This window comes from Parafrigoribacterium humi, assembly GCF_040227205.1.
GTDB classification, from domain to species: Bacteria; Actinomycetota; Actinomycetes; order Actinomycetales; family Microbacteriaceae; genus Parafrigoribacterium_A; species Parafrigoribacterium_A humi.
This window is the reverse complement of record NZ_JBELOA010000008.1, coordinates 45868-62578: the sequence shown is the minus strand read 5'-3', so window position 1 is coordinate 62578 and position 16711 is coordinate 45868. Positions and strand designations below refer to the sequence as shown.

The following is a 16711-nucleotide window of genomic DNA, read 5'->3' as shown; positions in this document are numbered from 1 at the left end:
TGCCCCATCGCCGCGGTCTCGAGACGGTCACCTGGTCTCCACGCCCTCACGCTACAACGCGATGGGCAGTTACCGCTTCAGCTCGATGATGACGTCGCTGTGCTCCGGATATCGGCGCACGGTCGTGTAGCCCAGGCGGGAGAGCGTGGCGAGGTCGTAGCTGTCCGCCCTGTGGCCCGGCCAGCGCAGCTCGATCAGCCAGGCGGTGCGGATGCCGTCGAGCCTCGAGGAGACGGCGGCGAGCGGGTAGGCCGTGTCATCCCAGCCATCGGTGACCCACGACGGCGACTTGAGTGCGACATCCTTCAGTCCCGCGAACTCGGCCGGATACATGCGCAGGGCGAGCCGAGGACGCCGGGACGGCCGCGTCGTCTCATCGAACAGGATGGCGTCGCCGGGCGCGGCGTTGGCGTGGACGAACGCGGCATCGGCCGCCCAGTCGCTGTTGTTCTCCGCGTAGGGCGTGCGCTGCGCGAGATAGCTCGAGGCGGCGGTCACGGCAACGATCACGAGCACCGCCGCTGCGATCCACCAGCGATGCACGCGCGCCAGCAGCCATCCGATGAGCAGTGCCGCAGACGGCGTGACAAAGGAGAGATAGCGCGAGGAATAGACGGCGTGCACTGCGTTGACGCCGATGAGAATGGCGGCCGGCACCAGGAGCCACACCAGGGAGAGCACCACGAGGCTCGGTTTGAGGGCCACGGAGGCTGCGCCGGTGCCGAGCCTGCGACGCGAGCGCAGCCATCCGATGCCTGCCGCGACGGCAGCCACAGCGATCAGTGCCCAGGCGATCACGGCGAGCGTGTCATTCCCGAACCACGGGCTCACGATGGTGCTCGTGAACGTGGCCGCATTCCGATGAGCGAGAAAGCCGATCTGCCCGCTCTCGAAGATCCCATAGACGATCACGGGTGCGGTCAGGACGAGTCCCACGCTCGCCGCCTTCAGCCAGCCCCGCCACAGCGATCGCTGCCGCAGAACGGCCACCATCACCGCGTGCGGCACGAGAATCAGGAGGCTGAACAGGAACACGTATCCGCACACCGAGACGCCGACTGCGTAGAGGATCCACATCCACCTGCGCGTGCGCTCGGAGGACAGCAGAGTGACCAGCAGGATCGACAGCCACGTGACGCAGGCGGCACTCAAAGCGTAGCCTCTCGCCTCCGCGCCCATGTAGGTCAAGCGAGGCAGCATGAGGCAGATGAGACCGGCGAGGATGCCCGTGCGCCGGCCGGCCAGTCGGGTGCCGAGCACGACGACACCCGCCACCGCGAGTCCGGCGGCGAAGGCGCTCGGCAGCCGAACCGAGAACGGCGATGCGCCGAACAGCGCCACCCAGAAGTGGAGCAGGAAGTAGTAGGTGCCGTGCACGGCATCCACGTGGCCGAGCATCCGGAACAGCGACGGCAGCGGTCGTTCCGCCGAGAGCACGCTCGCTGCCTCGTCGCCCCAGAGCGACGGTATCCAGGAGCCGATGGCGACGATGACGGTCGTGATCAGGCCCAGGCTGACGGCGGGCAGCGCGGAAGAACCCAGAAGACGTGCGCCGCGTGAGACCCGCACGCTCGGAGGCCTGATATCGAGCGAGACCATATCAGGGCGCCTTCGACGAGCTGTGCTGCACGGACAGCACGCCAACGAGAACGGCGATGGCGATGAGCCCGACGACGGTCACCGGGCCGGTTCCCACATCGAGCCCGCCACGCGCGGGACTCACGGCGGTCCAGTCTGCGAACGACGCTCCCAGCGGGCGGGTGAGAACATAGGCGGCCCAGAAACACAGGACCGCACCGGCCCGCCACCACCGATACACAACGGCGGGAATGGCGATCAGCACGGCGCAGAGCACGCCGGATGCCAGATACCCGAGTCCGAGCGTCCTCGCGAGCATGTCACCGACGGCGGTGCCGAGGGCGAAGGTGACGACGACGGTCGCCCAGTAGAACAGCTCCCGCCTCGGCGTCGTGATGCTGTGGATCGACAGGGTGTGCTCGGTGCGCCACCAGAGCGAGAAGACGGCCGCCAGGGCGACGGCAAAGGCGACGCTCGACACCGCGTACGGGACGCCGAGGACGATGTGGGCGACATCCGCGATCATCGTTCCGAAGATGCTCACCATCGTCACCAGCAGCCAATAGCGCCAGGGGACATACCGAGGTGCCCGGAACTGCACGACGAGACAGGCGAGGAAGACGACAGCGGCGACCAGAACGACGATCACGGGATCGAACGCTTTGACCAGGAAGTCAGACGCGGCCTCGCCCGTGCCCGTGGTGAGCACCTTGACCACCCAGAACAGCACGCCGACTTCCGGGACCTTCGAGAGCACACGCACAGTTGGGAGCGCGGTGGTGCTGGTCATGTGCCCAGTGTTGCAACCGAACCCTGACTACAGACCGGTTTCGGCGGCGGGCATCCTGAAGATCCACTCAGCCAGTGGAACGATGTCAGTCGCCGAGGTTGCGGCGCGCGGACATGGCCCGCTGGGCCTCGCGGTTGTCCTGTCGCTCGCGCAGGGCCTGGCGCTTGTCGTACTCCCGCTTACCCTTGGCGACCGCGATCTCGACCTTGGCCCGCCCGTCGCTGAAGTAGATCGAGAGCGGAACGATCGTGTAGCCGCCCTCCTTGGTCTTGTTCTGGATCTTCAGGATCTGCGCCTTGTGCAGCAGCAGTTTGCGCTTGCGACGCGGCGGATGATTGGTCCAGGTGCCCTGGTTGTACTCGGGAATGTGCACGGCATCCAGCCAGGCCTCGCCGAACTCGATGAAGGCGTAGCCGTCGACAAGGGACGCGCGGCCCTCGCGCAGCGACTTCACCTCGGTGCCCGTGAGAACCAGTCCGGCCTCATAGGTGTCTTCGATGGTGTAGTCATGGCGGGCCTTGCGGTTGGTGGCGACGACCTTCTGGCCACGTTCCCTCGGCACGATTGACTCCTTGACAGTTGCCTGCACAGTGCAGGCGGCCCATCAGTCTAATCCAGCCGCTTCCTCAGTGGCGGATCAGACCTTGAGGTAGCGACTGATCGCGACGCCAGCGGAGCCTGCGGCAAGCACGGCGCCGACCACGAGCAGGATCGGCACGACGATGAACGCCTCCGTCATGCCGATGAACGGCGTCGCCGATGGCGTGGCGTTGAGATAGCCCTGCACGAAGATCTTGACCACCGCGACGATCGCACCGCTGGCAAGAACCGAGCCGATGAGGGCAGAGATCACCCCTTCGAGAATGAACGGCGTCTGGATGAAGCGGTTCGATGCGCCGACGAGCCGCATGATTCCGAGCTCCCGCCGCCTCGAGAACGCGGACAGGCGGATGGTCGTGGCAATGAGCAACACGGCCGCGACGAGCATGAGGGCCGCGATGCTCACCGCGGCGACGCTCGCAATGTTGAGCGCGGAGAAGATCGGGTCGAGGTATTTGCGCTGGTCCTTCACCTGCTCGACGCCGGGCATCCCGGAGATGTTCTCGACGAGCACGTCGGACTGGCTCGGGTCCTTCATGTTGACCCAGAAGGTCTCCGGCAGGAACTCGGGCGTGACGAAGTCGGAACCCGTGGTGCTGCCGAACTGCTTCTTGTACTGGTCGTACACCTGCTGGTGGTTCTGGAACTCGACGTTCTTGATGAGCGGGGCGAGCGTCGACGACTTGAGCCGGTCTGACACCGCCTTCTTCTGCGCCGCCGTCGCCTCGACGAGCTTGCAGCTGCCGTCGGTCGAGAGGTCGGTGCAGAGGTAGATCGCCACCTGGGCGCGGTCGTACCAGTATCCCTTCATCTGACCGATCTGCATCTGGAGCAGGATCGCGGCACCGACGAAGGTCAGCGAGATGAAGGTCACGAGCACGACGGAGACCACCATCGAGAAGTTGCGTTTGAGGCCGTGACCGACCTCGGACATGATCAAGCCGAATCTCATTACTCGAACCTCCGCGGTGCGCTCGGCTCCTCGGCCGGGGGTTCGACGCCGCGCTCCTGGATCGGCACGGCCTGGGTGTCGTAGCCGCCGTGGCGCTCGTCGCGCACCACCTGGCCCGCGACGAGCTCGATCACGCGGCGCCGCATCTGGTCGACGATGCCGGCGTCGTGGGTGGCCATGATCACGGTCGTTCCGCTCGCGCTGATCCGCTCGAGCAGGGTCATGATGCCCGAGCTCGTGGAGGGGTCGAGGTTTCCCGTGGGCTCGTCGGCGAGCAGGATGGCCGGACGGTTGACGATCGCGCGGGCGATGGCCACGCGCTGCTGTTCACCACCGGAGAGCTCGTGGGGAAAACGCGCGGTCTTGCCCGCGAGGCCGACCATCTTGAGCACGTCCGGCACGGCCTCCTGGATGAAACCACGGGACTTGCCGATCACCTGCAGGGTGAATGCGACGTTCTCGAACACGGTCTTCTGCGGCAGCAGGCGGAAATCCTGGAAGACCACGCCGAGATTGCGGCGGAAGTACGGAACCTTGCGGCTGGAGAGGGTGCCCACGTTCTGGCCGAGCACGTGGATCTGGCCGCGGGTGGGGTTCTCTTCCTTGAGCACGAGGCGCAGGAAGCTGGACTTACCGCTGCCGGATGCTCCCACGAGAAAGACGAATTCGCCCCGAAGGATCTCCAGCGTGACGGCGTTCAGAGCCGGACGTGTATTACCCTTGTAGAGCTTCGTAACCTGATCAAAGCGAATCATGACTGTTTGAGCCTAGGCAGCATCCACGGTTCTGCCGTGACGGCGGGCGGCGCGCCGCGCACGTAACATGGCCGACATGGAGACAACGACCGCCGCGCAACCCGCAGACAGCCACGATCTCATCCGCGTGCAGGGCGCGCGGGTCAACAACCTCAAAGACGTCAGCGTCGAGATCCCGAAGCGAAGGCTCACGGTGTTCACCGGGGTCTCCGGCTCTGGCAAGAGCTCGCTCGTCTTCGGCACGATCGCCGCGGAATCCCAGCGCATGATCAACGAGACCTACAGCGCCTTCGTGCAGGGTTTCATGCCGACGCTCACCCGTCCCGACGTCGACCTGCTCGACGGGCTCACCACGGCCATCATCGTCGACCAGGAGCGGATGGGCGCCAACCCCCGCTCGACGGTCGGCACCGCGACGGACGCCTACGCGATGCTGCGGATCGTGTTCAGCCGCCTCGGCCAGCCATACATCGGATCGCCCCAGGCGTTCTCCTTCAACGTCGCCTCGATCAGCGGGGCCGGCGCCGTGACGTTCGAGCGCGACGGCAAAACCACGAAGGAACGGCGAGAGTTCAGCATCACCGGCGGCATGTGCCCGCGCTGCGAGGGGATGGGCTCTGTCACCGACTTCGACCTGACCGCCCTGTATGACGACAGCAAGTCGCTGGGCGAAGGCGCACTCACCATACCCGGGTACAGCATGGATGGCTGGTACGGGCGCATCTTCGCCGGGAGCGGCTTCTTCGACATGGACGCGCCGATCCGCGACTTCACAAGGAAGCAGCTGGATGACCTGCTCTACAAGGCGCCGACCAAGATCAAGGTCGAGGGCATCAATCTCACCTACGAGGGACTGATCCCCAAGCTCCAGAAGACGATGCTGGCCAAGGACAAGGAGGCGATGCAGCCGCACATCCGCGCCTTCGTGGAACGCGCGGTCACCTTCACCACCTGCCCGGAGTGCGACGGCACCAGGCTCAACGAGGGCGCACGCTCGTCGGAGATTCGCGGCATCAGCATCGCGGATGCCTGCGCCATGCAGATCAGCGACCTCGCCGAGTGGGTGCGCGGCCTCGACGAACCGACGCTCGCGCCGCTGCTTGAATCCCTCGGCGACACCCTCGACTCCTTCGTCGAGATCGGGCTCGGCTACCTCAGCCTGAATCGCCCGACCGGCACGATCTCGGGCGGCGAGGCACAGCGCACCAAGATGATCCGCCACCTCGGCTCCTCCCTCACCGACATCACCTATGTCTTCGACGAACCCACGGTCGGTCTGCACCCGCACGACATCCAACGCATGAACGAACTCCTGCTGCGCCTGCGCGACAAGGGCAACACCGTGCTCGTGGTCGAGCACAAGCCCGAGGCGATCGCCATCGCCGACCACGTGATCGACCTGGGTCCCGGCGCGGGCAGCGCTGGCGGCGAGGTCATGTTCGAAGGAACCGTCGACGGCTTGCGCGCGAGCGACACCCTCACCGGGCGTCACCTCGACGATCGCGCGCGCGTCAAGCCCTCCGTGCGAGAGCACGCCGGCGTGCTGGAGGTGCGCGGAGCGAGTACCAACAATCTCAAGGACGTGGATGTCGACATCCCGCTCGGCGTGCTCGTGGTCGTGACCGGCGTGGCCGGCTCCGGTAAGAGTTCACTGATCGGCGGCTCGGTGTCGAAGCTCGAGGGCGTGGTCACAGTCGACCAGGGCGCGATCAAGGGCTCGAGGCGCAGCAACCCGGCCACGTATACGGGGCTGCTCGAACCCATCCGCAAGGCCTTCGCCAAGGCCAATGGCGTCAAGCCCGCACTTTTCAGCGCCAACTCCGAGGGAGCGTGCCCGGCCTGCAACGGCGCGGGCGTCATCTACACCGACCTCGCGATGATGGCCGGGGTGAGCACGGTGTGCGAGCTGTGCGAGGGCAAACGATTTCAGGCGTCCGTGCTCGACTACCGCCTCGGCGGCCGCGACATCAGCGAGGTGCTCGCTATGCCGGTGGCCGAGGCCGTGAAGTTCTTCGGGGCGGGCGAGGCCAGGATCCCCGCGGCGCACGCCATCCTCGAACGCCTCGCGGATGTCGGACTCGGCTACCTGAGTCTCGGCCAGCCGCTCACGACCCTCTCCGGTGGCGAGCGACAGCGGCTCAAGCTGGCCACGCGCATGGCGGAGAAAGGCAGCGTCTACGTGCTCGACGAGCCGACGACGGGCCTGCACCTGGCCGACGTGGAGAACCTGCTCGCCCTGCTCGACCGACTCGTCGAGTCCGGGAAGTCGGTCATCGTCATCGAACACCACCAGGCGGTGATGGCGCACGCGGACTGGATCATCGATCTCGGCCCCGGCGCGGGTCACGCGGGCGGCAGCATCGTGTTCGAGGGAACGCCGGCCGACATCGTCGCGGCGGGTTCGACCCTCACCGGAAAACACCTCGCGGCGTACGTCGGCGGCTGAGACTGCTCAGCCGTGGTCTTGCTTGCGCCAGCGGATACCGGCGTTGATGAAGCCGTCGAGGTCGCCGTCGAACACGTGTGACGGGGTGTTGACCTCGTACTCCGTGCGCAGATCCTTGACCATCTGGTAGGGCGCGAGCACGTAGCTGCGCATCTGGTCGCCCCAGCTCGCGGTGATGACGCCGGCCAGTTCCTTCTTGGTGGCGGCCTCCTGCTCCTTCTGGGCGACGAGCAGCCGGGACTGCAGCACGCGCATCGCGGCCGCACGGTTCTGGATCTGGCTCTTCTCGTTCTGCATCGAGACGACGATTCCGGTGGGGATGTGCGTGATCCGCACCGCGGAATCCGTCGTGTTGACCGACTGGCCGCCCGGGCCGCTCGATCGGAACACGTCCACGCGGATGTCGTTCTCCGAGACGTCGATGTGGTCGGTGTCTTCCATGAGCGGAATGACCTCGACCGCGGCGAAGGAGGTCTGGCGCTTGCCCGCCGAGTTGAAGGGGCTCATCCGCACCAGCCGGTGGGTTCCCGCCTCGACGCTGAGGGTACCGAACGCGTAGGGCGCATCCACCTCGATCGTCGTGGACTTGATACCGGCCTCTTCCGCGTAGCTCGTGTCGAGCACCTTGGCAGAGTAGTCGTGCTGCTCCGCCCAGCGCAGGTACATGCGCTGCAACATCTCGGCGAAGTCGGCGGCATCCACTCCTCCGGCACCCGCGCGGATCGTGATGACGGCGGCGCGGGAATCCCACTCGCCGTTCAGCAGGGTCTGCACCTCGAGGTCGCCCAGAAGCTTCTGGATGCTCGCGAGCTCGGTGCGCACCTCGGCCGCCGCGGCCTCATCCGCTTCTTCGTTGGCCAGCTCGACCATGACCTCGAGGTCGTCGAGCCTCGACTGGATGCTCGTGATCTTCGCGAGTTCTGCCTGCCGGTGGCTGAGGTCGCTCGTGATGCGCTGCGCCTTCTCGGTGTCGTCCCACAGGTCGGGCACGCCGGCCTGCTCGCTCAGCGAAACGATCTCGGTCTCGAGCCGTTCGACCCCGACGACCGCGCGGATGTCCGCAAAGGTGGAGCGAAGGTCGGCGATCTCTGCAGAAAAATCAAGCTCGTCCATGTCGCAGCAAGCCTACCGGAGTGCGCGCCGGAGCCATCAGCTGGTCGAGTAGCGCGCGAGGAACGAGCTCGTGTATCGAGACCCCCAACGGGTTATCTCGACCGGCCCTATCTCGTTCCCCACCTCCGATAACATCGAACAAGTGACCAGTCAGCAGGAGCAGCCGTTCAGCTTCCGCTCGATCGCACTCCCCGCGCTGCTGCCCACGCTGCTGTTCTCGATCGGTGAGGGCGCGATCATGCCCATCATCCCGATCGTGGCGAACAACCTCGGCGCGAGCCTCGCTCTCGCCGGCCTCATCGCCTCGATGATCATGGTCGGCGAACTCTTCGGCGACGTACCGAGCGGATGGATCGTGAGCCGCATCGGCGAGCGCAACGCGATGATCTACGCCTCGCTTCTCGCGATCATCGGCCTCATCACGGCGACGTTCTCGCCGAATCCCTGGATTCTCGGCGTCGGCATCCTGCTCGTCGGGCTCTCGACCGCGGTGTTCGCGCTGGCCAGGCACGCGTTCATGACGAGCTTCGTTCCGCAGGCGTTTCGCGCGCGGGCGCTCTCGACGCTCGGCGGAACGTTCCGGTTCGGGTACTTCGCCGGTCCGTTCATCGCGGCCGCGGTCATCCACCTCACCGGGCACACCCAGTCGGTGTTCTGGGTGCAGGTGGTCGGATGTCTCGGGGCTGCGATCACGCTCATGATCCTGCCCGACCCTGCCGCGACCCTCGCGGCAAACAGGGCGAGCACCGGACTGCGCGAGGGCCAGGAACTCATCACAGACGAATCCGTCGGACTCCTGCGCACGATCTTCAACAGCCGTGGCGTGCTGCTGCGGGTGGGCACTGGCGCCGCGCTGATCGGGGCGGTGCGCTCGAGCCGCCAGGTGATCCTGCCGCTGTGGGCAGTGAGCATCGGCATCTCGGACGCGAACACGGCGCTGATCATCGGAATCGCCGGCGCGATCGACTTCGGTCTGTTCTACGCGAGCGGGCAGATCATGGACCGCTTCGGCCGCCTGTGGAGCGCTCTCCCCTCGATGATCGGACTCGGGATCGGCCACCTTGTGCTCGCAACGACGCACGACCTCCCCAGCAACGTGGAGTGGTTCATCATCGTGGCGATGTTCCTTTCTGCGGCGAACGGGATCGGCAGCGGGATCCTGATGACCCTCGGCGCGGACCTCGCAGACAAGCGGAACCCCGCGCCCTTCCTCGGGGCCTGGCGCTTCACGGGAGACTTCGGCAGCGCGGTCGCTCCGCTCGCCGTCGCGGGCATCACCGGAGTGATCTCGATCGCCGTCGCGAGCGGCGTGATGGGTGTGCTCGGTCTGATCGGCGCAGGAGTGCTGTGGCGATATCTGCCGCGGTATGTGCCCCGCAGGCCTCGCGGCCAATAGCATCGTCCTGTGATTCCTGCCGCGAACCTCCTCGCCTTCTCCGTCGCCGCGTTCCTGCTCATCATCCTGCCCGGCCCCAGCGTGCTTTTCGTGATCGGTCGTTCCCTCGCGCTCGGGCGCATCGGCGGGTTGCTCAGCGTGGTCGGCAACGCGGTGGGAATCTTCACGATCGCCGTCGCCGTGGCTTTCGGCGTCGGCGCGATCATCGAGAAATCGATCGTGGCCTTCACCGTGGTCAAGATCGCCGGGGGCGCATATATGATCTACCTCGGCGTCCAGGCGATTCGCCATCGCAACCGGGTGGCCGAGCACACCATGGCCGGTGTGACGCACCGCGGGCACCCGCGAACGCTCGTCGAGGGCTTTCTCGTGGGAGTGTCGAATCCCAAGGCGGTCGTGTTCATGATCGCGATCCTGCCGCAGTTCGTCGACCACAGGGCGGGCAACCTGCCGCTGCAACTCATCATCCTGGGACTCGTGTTCATCACGATCGGCCTCGTGAGCGACGGGGTCTGGGCGCTCAGCGCCGGTGCCGCCCGCGACTGGTTCGCTCGCTCCCCAAAGCGCATCGCAAAACTCAGCGGAACCGGCGGCGTGATGATGATCGGCATCGGCGTCGCGGCCCTCTTCGTGCCCCACGGCAGCGACTAGGTCTTTCGCCGAGCGTGCCCATCCACGCCGGGCGTGCCCGTTTGATCGCGCGCAGGCGGGCGCGCTCGGCGCAGAGAGGCACGGTCGGCGGAATTCTATGGTGCGTCAGGCTCAGTCGGGCGGATGCTCGTTCGCGAGCGCCAGCGCGCGTGGCTCAGGTACTCCCAACATCAGCAGAACGGTAATGGATGCGGCGCGGGCGCCGAGCCCTCCGGCCGATGACTCATTGCCGGCGATGGAGAACACCGTGGCAAAGGCGAGCTGACCGAGAATGGCGGCGGGCAGGTGCCGTGCGAAGACGCCGCGGTCCTGGCCGCGCTGCACGAGCATGGCGAGCGCCGTGTCGACCGGGCCGAGCAGGGCGTGGATCTCGTCGCCATATTCGCCGCGACGCAACGCCACGAGCACGCGGTAGCGGTGCGCGAGCGGCCACAAGCGGGCGACGAAGTCGACCCAGGCGGCATCTGCCGCCGCATCGGCTGAGTCCACCTCTGCCAGCACCGCGGTGATCTCCTCTGCGGCTTGCTGCGTGAGGCTTCGCACGAGATCGCCGCGGGACGGAAAGTGGCCGTAGACGGTGCGCCGAACCACGCCCGCGGCGGAGGCGATGTCGCCCATGCCCGCTTCCGGATTCTCCCCCAGGACCTCACGCGCGACATCGAGGATCTTGTCTCGCGTCTTGGCCAGGGCATGCGAGCGCGTGGTATCGATCTGCACGGACTCATTGTTGCACAGCGGTGTGCAATGAGCTAGATTGCACACCGCTGTGCATTGCACACCACCGTGCAAAGAACTACTGTGCAGCAGACCACTGCACTGAGAATCAGAGTTCGGGAGAACCCAGCAATGATCACTTCGACAACAACGCCCCTCATCCGCCCCTTCACCGTGGCCATCCCCGACTCAGAGATCGCAGATCTGAAGCACCGACTGGCCAGGACACGCTGGCCGAACCCGGAAACCGTTTCGGACTGGTCGCAGGGCGTGCGCCTCGAGAATGCGCGATCGCTCATCGACTACTGGGGACGAGAGTATGACTGGCGCCGATTCGAGAACGAGCTGGGCCGCTTCCCGCAGTTCCTGACCGAGATCGACGGGCTGGATATCCACTTCATCCACGTCAGGTCGAAGAATCCGAAGGCGCTGCCGCTCATCCTGACGCACGGATGGCCCGGGTCGATCGTCGAATTCCTGAAGCTGATCGGGCCGCTGACCGACCCGGTGGCGTTCGGGGGCAGGGTCGAGGACTCGTTTGACGTCGTCATCCCATCGCTGCCCGGGTTCGGGTTCTCGGGCAAGCCGACAGAAACCGGATGGTCGGTCATGCGTATCGCGGCCGCGTGGGCGGAGCTCATGAAGCGGCTCGGCTACACGAACTGGGTCGCGCAGGGTGGCGACTGGGGTGCCGTTGTCACCTCGGCCCTCGGAGTCCTTCGACCCGAAGGACTCCTCGGCATCCACCTCAACAGCCAGTACGCCTTTCCCGCGCAGATCCCGGGCTCATTGTCGCCGGAGGAACAGTACGCCGTGGACACTCTCGCCGTGTACACCGGCGATATGGGCGGAGCCAATCACCTCCAGGGCACGAAGCCGGAGACCATCGGATTCGCGCTGGCGGATTCGCCGGCGGGCCAGGCTGCCTGGATCTACGACAAGTTCCAGTCGAAGACCGACAACACCGGGCTCGCCGAGGACGCCCTCGGCAGGGACGCGATCCTGGACGCGATATCGCTCTACTGGTTCACGAACTCCGCCGCCTCGTCGGCCCGCATCTACTGGGAGAACAGGGGAAGCAGCATGGCCGGCCCGAAACTTACGCTTCCGGTTGCGGTGACCGTGTTCCCCCGCGACATCCCGCGCCTGCCGCGAAGCTGGATCGAAGACACCTACACCAACCTCATCCACTACGGTGAGGCCGCCAGGGGCGGCCACTTCGCGGCCTTCGAACAGCCTGAGATCCTGGTGGACGAGATCCGTGCCGGGCTCAGGAGCCTGCGTTCCTAGCCCGAAGACACGATGCGTCGAGTTTCTTCGCGGGTATCGCCCATGTTGCTCCGTTACGGTCGAAAGGGATTAACAGCACCAGGACCACTGCCGAGGAGCACACAATGCTTTACGTTGACATCCCGACATCATCTGATCTAGTGGCGCTGAGCGAGCGACGCGATGCCCAGTGCGTCTCGCTCTACTTGCCGACTTCGCCGATCCGTGGCGAAGCAGAAGCCTCCCGGATCGAACTGAAAAATCTGACCCGCGAGGCGATCACTGTTCTGCGTGAGCAGGGCGGCAGCGCGGAGCAGATCGAGGCGATCGAAGAGCATTTGAACGCGCTGATCGACGACGGTGAGTTTTGGCGCTACCAGGCCCGCAGTCTCGCGGTCTTCGTTACGCCAGACCACATCCGTCACTACCGCCTCGCCAGCGAGCTCGACCGTCAGGTTCACGTGTCCGATCGATTTCAGCTCGCCCAATTGCTGCGTGCGGTCACGTTCCCGAACGCGGGCTACGTGCTGCTGCTCACCGAGGGTGAGGCGCGGGTCGTTGAGGTTTCCGCCGACGTTCCTGCGACCACGCTGACGATTCCGGGGCTACCCGAGAGCAGCGAGCCGTTCAAGACTCAGCCGATCGCCGACCGTCTTCCGCGAGCGCGAGCTCAGGGAACGCTGGGCGACGCGAGCGCGCAACGACAGTTCGCTCGACGCGTGAACTCTCTGGTACGGGATCACCTGCGGGGCAGCGGCCTCCCGCTGGTAGTGGCGGCGAGCGAACCGATGCTCGCTATCTACCGCGCGATGAACACCTACCCGCGGCTGGCGGACGCAGTGATCTCATCGAGCGCTGCGATGAGCGACTCGGAGCTCGCGCGGGAGGCTCGGTCGGTCTTCGACGAGGTCTATGCGAGGGAGCTGGCGGCGTGGCGTGATCTCTTCGAGGACCGGGACAGCGCTGGGCGCGCCACAACGGATATCGCGAGCGCGGCCCGCGCCGCGAGTTTCGGCGCGGTGCACTCGATCATGATCGACATCACGCGCACGATGCCCGGCACGATCGCCGACGACGGCACCGTGACCCTTGCCGACTCGGCGACCGCGGAGAACTACGACGCGCTGGGTGAGATAGCCGCGCGCGTGCTCAAGTCCGACGGGGAGGTACTCGCCGTTCGCTCGGAGGACATCCCCGCGGCGAGGCGCTGGCCGCGATACTACGCTACGCCGTGTAACCGTACCAGGCTCGCCTCACTCGCGGCGCAGCGGCAGTCCGCATGTAGCTGGGTCAGCTGCGATCGGTGAAGCTGAGCGGGGCAGCGACATCCGCCGACTGCAGCAGGAGTATCCGTCAGGCCGGTCTCTTCACATCGCAGTTGCGGCCTAACAAGACGCCTACGGATCACGCCTCAGGCCGACTCGCGCACGATGAGATCCGTCGGAAGGATGATCGTCGCAGGGCGCTCCCCCTCGATCACACCCAACAACAAGCGAACCATCTCCTCGCTGATGCGGTCGAATGGCTGCCGCATCGTGGTCAGCCTCGGCACCGTCGTCTGAGCAATGGAGGCGTCATCGAAGCCGACGACGGCGACATCCTCTGGCACGCGCCGCCCCGCCGTCTTGAGCACATCCAGCGCGCCCGCTGCCATCGCATCATTCGCCGCGAACACCGCATCGAGATCGGGAGCCTGTTCGAGAAGCTGACGCATCGCTTCCCGGCCACTTGCCCTGCTGTAGTCGCCAAAGGCCACATAACGTTCATCGAGATCTGCTCCGCGATGAGCGCGGTACGCCTCTAGCCTGCGAATACCGCCCGAAGTGTCCTGCGGTCCGGTAATCGTCGCGATGCGGTCACGCCCCGACGCGGTCAGATAATCGAGCAAGTCGATCGCACCGTCGTAATCGTTAGCGGCGACGTAGCCCATCTTGCGCTCGAATCCCAGTGGCACGCCACAAGCGATAGCGGGCACCTTCGCTGCGACGAGCTCAGCCATGATGCCACGCCTGGTGCTGTGCGACGAGACCAGAAGAACCCCGTCGACGTGACCGGCGGTAATGAAATCCTGCGCGCGCCGCTGCTCGTCTTCGGTCCCAGCCATGATGAGTACCAGCGAGATATCCTTCCGCGCCAGTGCCTCGGATGCGCCTCTCATCAGCACAGCGAAATTTGGATCCTCAAACAGAAGTTCATGTGGTTCGGTGAGCAGGAACGCAACCGAGTTCGCACGGCTCGTTGCCAGGCTCCGAGCGTGCGGGTTGACCCGGTACCCGGTCTTTTTGATCGCACTGGCCACCGCGGCGGCCGCATCCGGGCTCACCCAGTGGCCGCCGTTCAGCACGCGCGACACCGTTCCGCGCGAGACGCCAGCTTCGGCGGCGACGTCGTAGACAGTCGGGCGGCGGCGGGCGGGCGAAGGTGTCACGATATGAGCCTAGCGGCGGCACGAGCCGGGGCCGGGAGCGCTTCGACCCGACTCACAGACTCCACCTTCGCCCTCACGCCTTGACCGCGCCCGCTGCCAGATCCACCCTCCAGTAGCGCTGTAGAACCAGAAACAGTATCACCAGGGGAACTATCGACAACAGCGCACCGGTAATCACCAGGGTGTACATGGCTGGCGCGCTTGCGCCCTGGTTGAGCAGGCCGTTCAGCCCGACTGTGATCGGGAACAGGTGATCGTTGCCGAGCATGATGTAGGGAAGCATGAAGTTGTTCCAGACGGCCACGAACTGGAACAGGAAGATCGTCACCAAGCCGGGAAGCAGCATTGGAACGGCGATGCGATGAAAGATGAACATCTCCCCCGCGCCTTCGGTGCGGGCGGCCTCGACGACGTCAGTCGGCACCGCCGCAGCCGAATAGATGCGAGCAAGATAAATGCCGTACGGACTGATGATCTGAGGAAGCAGCACCGACCAATAGGTGTTGGTGAGGTCGAATTGGGCGAGCAGAAAGTACTGCGGGATTGCCAGAATCACGCCGGGTACCAACACACCCATCAACAGGATTTTGAAGACCATACCCTTGCCGGGAAAGGTGAACTTTGCAAGGACATACCCTGACAGCGCGGACACCCAGGTGGAGATGATCGCACCGACACCCGCGTAGAGTGCGGTGTTCACCATCCAGATCCAGAACAATCCATCGCGGTACTGAGTCAGCTGCACGATGTTCTGCCACAAGTGGCCGCTGGGCGCGAGTGTCAGCGTGGAGAAGAGTTCGGACCCGTCCTTGGTCGAGGCCATGATGACCCAGAGCACCGGGAACAGACAGTAAACGGCACCGAGTAACAGTATCCCGGTGGACACCACGCTCGGTGTGCCTTTGGTACCCGGTCCCGTGCGCTTGCCAGCACGAGGAGAAGTGGCTGTGGCTGCGCTCATGAGACGTCCTCCTGGCCGAACGCCCGACTCTGGACGACACGCAAAAAGATGAACGAGATGATGAATGTTCCGGCCGCGATCAGCACGCTGGTGGCCGCTGCTGAATAAATGTCGTTGCGGGTGAACGCATCTCGATAGACCAACATCAGCGGTGACCAACTCGTCGAAAGGCTATTGGTCAGCGGTCGTAGCGTGGTCGGTTCCGCAAACACCTGCAAGGTGGCGATCATCGAGAACAGCGCGGTCATCACGAGGGCGGGCGCGATTATCGGAATCTTGATGCGCCAGGCAATCTGTATCTCGTTACACCCGTCGATCGTCGCCGCCTCGTAGATTTCGCTCGGCACGGCCTTGAGAGACGTGAACATCACGATCATGTTGAAACCGACGCCGCCCCACACCGCGATGTTCGCGATGGCAAAGATCACGCCGTTGGGCGAGAGGATGTCGGGTAGCTGCACACCCAATCCACCGGCGATGTTGAAGAATGGGCTCACCGAGGGCAGGTAAAGAAAGCCCCACAGCAACGAGCTGATGACCGAGGGCACTGCGTACGGCAGGAAAATCGCGATGCGTGAGAACCGGCCGGCGCGAGTGCGGTGCGAATCAAGCATCAGTGCGAAAAGCAACGCCAAGATCAACATCGTCGGGATGACGATAAGTCCATAGAGCAACACCCGACCCACGCTGCCCGCCAGCTCGGGGTCGGTCAGAGAGCTGACATAGTTGCCGAGTCCCGCAAATATAGTTTTGTGCGACCCGGGGCCGAGGCCCAACCCTGTGACCATCTCCTTCTGCAGGCTGAGCACGAAGGTATAGACGATAGGCGCAGCCATAAACAGCACGAACAGTACGATTCCCGGGGCAAGCATCGCGTAAGGCGTGAAGACTCGGGAACGCAGCCGCAAACGGCGCGACGTCGGAGCGGGCGAGGGACGCTTCTTGGTGTGCGCTGTTTGCCGAAGTACGACTGGGGTCGGTGCTGTCACCGAATTCTCCTTGCTGAGTGAGAAGGTCTGAAAGCCGACCTTGCGGATCGGCGGGGAGAGCGTATGCCC

At 65.1% G+C, this 16711-nt stretch carries 15 protein-coding genes; 5 read left to right on the top strand and 10 right to left on the bottom strand.

From position 1 onward, the window contains the following. Positions 1-69: 69 nt before the first annotated feature. The 5 genes from ABUA28_RS12000 to ftsE all read right to left on the bottom strand — a co-directional run bounded on the left by ABUA28_RS12000 (position 70) and on the right by ftsE (position 4675). The gene (locus ABUA28_RS12000) at positions 70-1599 is read right to left on the bottom strand and encodes a glycosyltransferase family 39 protein (RefSeq protein WP_349904418.1); all 1530 of its coding nucleotides are present in this window, start codon (positions 1597-1599) and stop codon (positions 70-72) included. A 1-nt stretch (position 1600) separates the two neighbouring features. Further along, entirely contained in the window at positions 1601-2368 is a 768-nt protein-coding gene (locus tag ABUA28_RS11995; RefSeq protein WP_349904417.1) for a COG4705 family protein, read from the bottom strand. An 85-nt stretch (positions 2369-2453) separates the two neighbouring features. Then, entirely contained in the window at positions 2454-2930 is a 477-nt protein-coding gene (gene smpB, locus ABUA28_RS11990; protein WP_349904416.1) for an SsrA-binding protein SmpB, read from the bottom strand. 75 nt (positions 2931-3005) lie between these two features. Further along, positions 3006-3920: a permease-like cell division protein FtsX gene (gene ftsX / locus ABUA28_RS11985; RefSeq protein WP_349904415.1), complete on the bottom strand. Its 915-nt coding sequence runs from the start codon at positions 3918-3920 to the stop codon at positions 3006-3008. Beyond that, positions 3920-4675, bottom strand: a complete 756-nt coding sequence (ftsE, locus tag ABUA28_RS11980; RefSeq protein WP_349904414.1) for a cell division ATP-binding protein FtsE — start codon at positions 4673-4675, stop codon at positions 3920-3922. The genes ftsX and ftsE overlap by 1 nt, the downstream gene beginning before the upstream one ends. Positions 4676-4751: 76 nt before the next feature. On the opposite strand from ftsE, the gene ABUA28_RS11975 reads away from it, so the two are divergent. Continuing rightward, complete coding sequence (locus ABUA28_RS11975) at positions 4752-7121, top strand: excinuclease ABC subunit UvrA (RefSeq protein ID WP_349904413.1); 2370 nt, start codon at positions 4752-4754, stop codon at positions 7119-7121. 6 nt (positions 7122-7127) lie between these two features. On the opposite strand, the gene prfB is transcribed toward ABUA28_RS11975, so the two are convergent. Next, entirely contained in the window at positions 7128-8234 is a 1107-nt protein-coding gene (gene prfB / locus ABUA28_RS11970; protein ID WP_349904412.1) for a peptide chain release factor 2, read from the bottom strand. A gap of 142 nt (positions 8235-8376) precedes the next feature. Between prfB and ABUA28_RS11965 the strand changes: the two genes are divergently transcribed. After that, the gene (locus ABUA28_RS11965) at positions 8377-9630 is read left to right on the top strand and encodes an MFS transporter (protein WP_349904411.1); all 1254 of its coding nucleotides are present in this window, start codon (positions 8377-8379) and stop codon (positions 9628-9630) included. 9 nt (positions 9631-9639) lie between these two features. Beyond that, positions 9640-10281 carry a LysE family translocator gene (locus ABUA28_RS11960; protein WP_349904410.1) on the top strand — a complete coding sequence of 214 codons (642 nt, stop codon included), beginning with the start codon at positions 9640-9642 and terminating at the stop codon, positions 10279-10281. A 111-nt stretch (positions 10282-10392) separates the two neighbouring features. On the opposite strand, the gene ABUA28_RS11955 is transcribed toward ABUA28_RS11960, so the two are convergent. Beyond that, positions 10393-10998: a TetR/AcrR family transcriptional regulator gene (locus tag ABUA28_RS11955; RefSeq protein WP_349904409.1), complete on the bottom strand. Its 606-nt coding sequence runs from the start codon at positions 10996-10998 to the stop codon at positions 10393-10395. A 129-nt stretch (positions 10999-11127) separates the two neighbouring features. Between ABUA28_RS11955 and ABUA28_RS11950 the strand changes: the two genes are divergently transcribed. After that, positions 11128-12285 carry an epoxide hydrolase family protein gene (locus tag ABUA28_RS11950; protein ID WP_349904408.1) on the top strand — a complete coding sequence of 386 codons (1158 nt, stop codon included), beginning with the start codon at positions 11128-11130 and terminating at the stop codon, positions 12283-12285. A gap of 104 nt (positions 12286-12389) precedes the next feature. After that, the gene (locus tag ABUA28_RS11945) at positions 12390-13571 is read left to right on the top strand and encodes a baeRF11 domain-containing protein (protein ID WP_349904407.1); all 1182 of its coding nucleotides are present in this window, start codon (positions 12390-12392) and stop codon (positions 13569-13571) included. 104 nt (positions 13572-13675) lie between these two features. Here the strand turns inward: ABUA28_RS11945 and ABUA28_RS11940 are convergent, their stop codons facing one another. From ABUA28_RS11940 to ABUA28_RS11930, 3 genes are all read right to left on the bottom strand, one after another. After that, entirely contained in the window at positions 13676-14692 is a 1017-nt protein-coding gene (locus ABUA28_RS11940; RefSeq protein WP_349904406.1) for a LacI family DNA-binding transcriptional regulator, read from the bottom strand. 73 nt (positions 14693-14765) lie between these two features. After that, positions 14766-15653, bottom strand: coding sequence for a carbohydrate ABC transporter permease (locus ABUA28_RS11935; protein WP_349904405.1), 888 nt, complete (start codon positions 15651-15653; stop codon positions 14766-14768). Continuing rightward, on the bottom strand, positions 15650-16642 hold the full coding sequence (locus tag ABUA28_RS11930) for a carbohydrate ABC transporter permease (RefSeq protein ID WP_407075444.1): 993 nt from the start codon (positions 16640-16642) through the stop codon (positions 15650-15652). The genes ABUA28_RS11935 and ABUA28_RS11930 overlap by 4 nt, the downstream gene beginning before the upstream one ends. Positions 16643-16711 lie beyond the last annotated feature (69 nt).

Excerpts from the sequence above, each read along its gene's own strand:
- ABUA28_RS12000 (WP_349904418.1), bottom strand. The coding sequence starts at position 1,599 with ATGGTCTCGCTCGATATCAGGCCTCCGAGCGTGCGGGTCTCACGCGGC.
- ABUA28_RS11995 (WP_349904417.1), bottom strand. The coding sequence starts at position 2,368 with ATGACCAGCACCACCGCGCTCCCAACTGTGCGTGTGCTCTCGAAGGTC.
- ftsX (WP_349904415.1), bottom strand. The coding sequence starts at position 3,920 with ATGAGATTCGGCTTGATCATGTCCGAGGTCGGTCACGGCCTCAAACGC.
- ftsE (WP_349904414.1), bottom strand. The coding sequence starts at position 4,675 with ATGATTCGCTTTGATCAGGTTACGAAGCTCTACAAGGGTAATACACGT.
- ABUA28_RS11975 (WP_349904413.1), top strand. The coding sequence starts at position 4,752 with ATGGAGACAACGACCGCCGCGCAACCCGCAGACAGCCACGATCTCATC.
- prfB (WP_349904412.1), bottom strand. The coding sequence starts at position 8,234 with ATGGACGAGCTTGATTTTTCTGCAGAGATCGCCGACCTTCGCTCCACC.
- ABUA28_RS11950 (WP_349904408.1), top strand. The coding sequence starts at position 11,128 with ATGATCACTTCGACAACAACGCCCCTCATCCGCCCCTTCACCGTGGCC.
- ABUA28_RS11945 (WP_349904407.1), top strand. The coding sequence starts at position 12,390 with ATGCTTTACGTTGACATCCCGACATCATCTGATCTAGTGGCGCTGAGC.
- ABUA28_RS11935 (WP_349904405.1), bottom strand. The coding sequence starts at position 15,653 with ATGAGCGCAGCCACAGCCACTTCTCCTCGTGCTGGCAAGCGCACGGGA.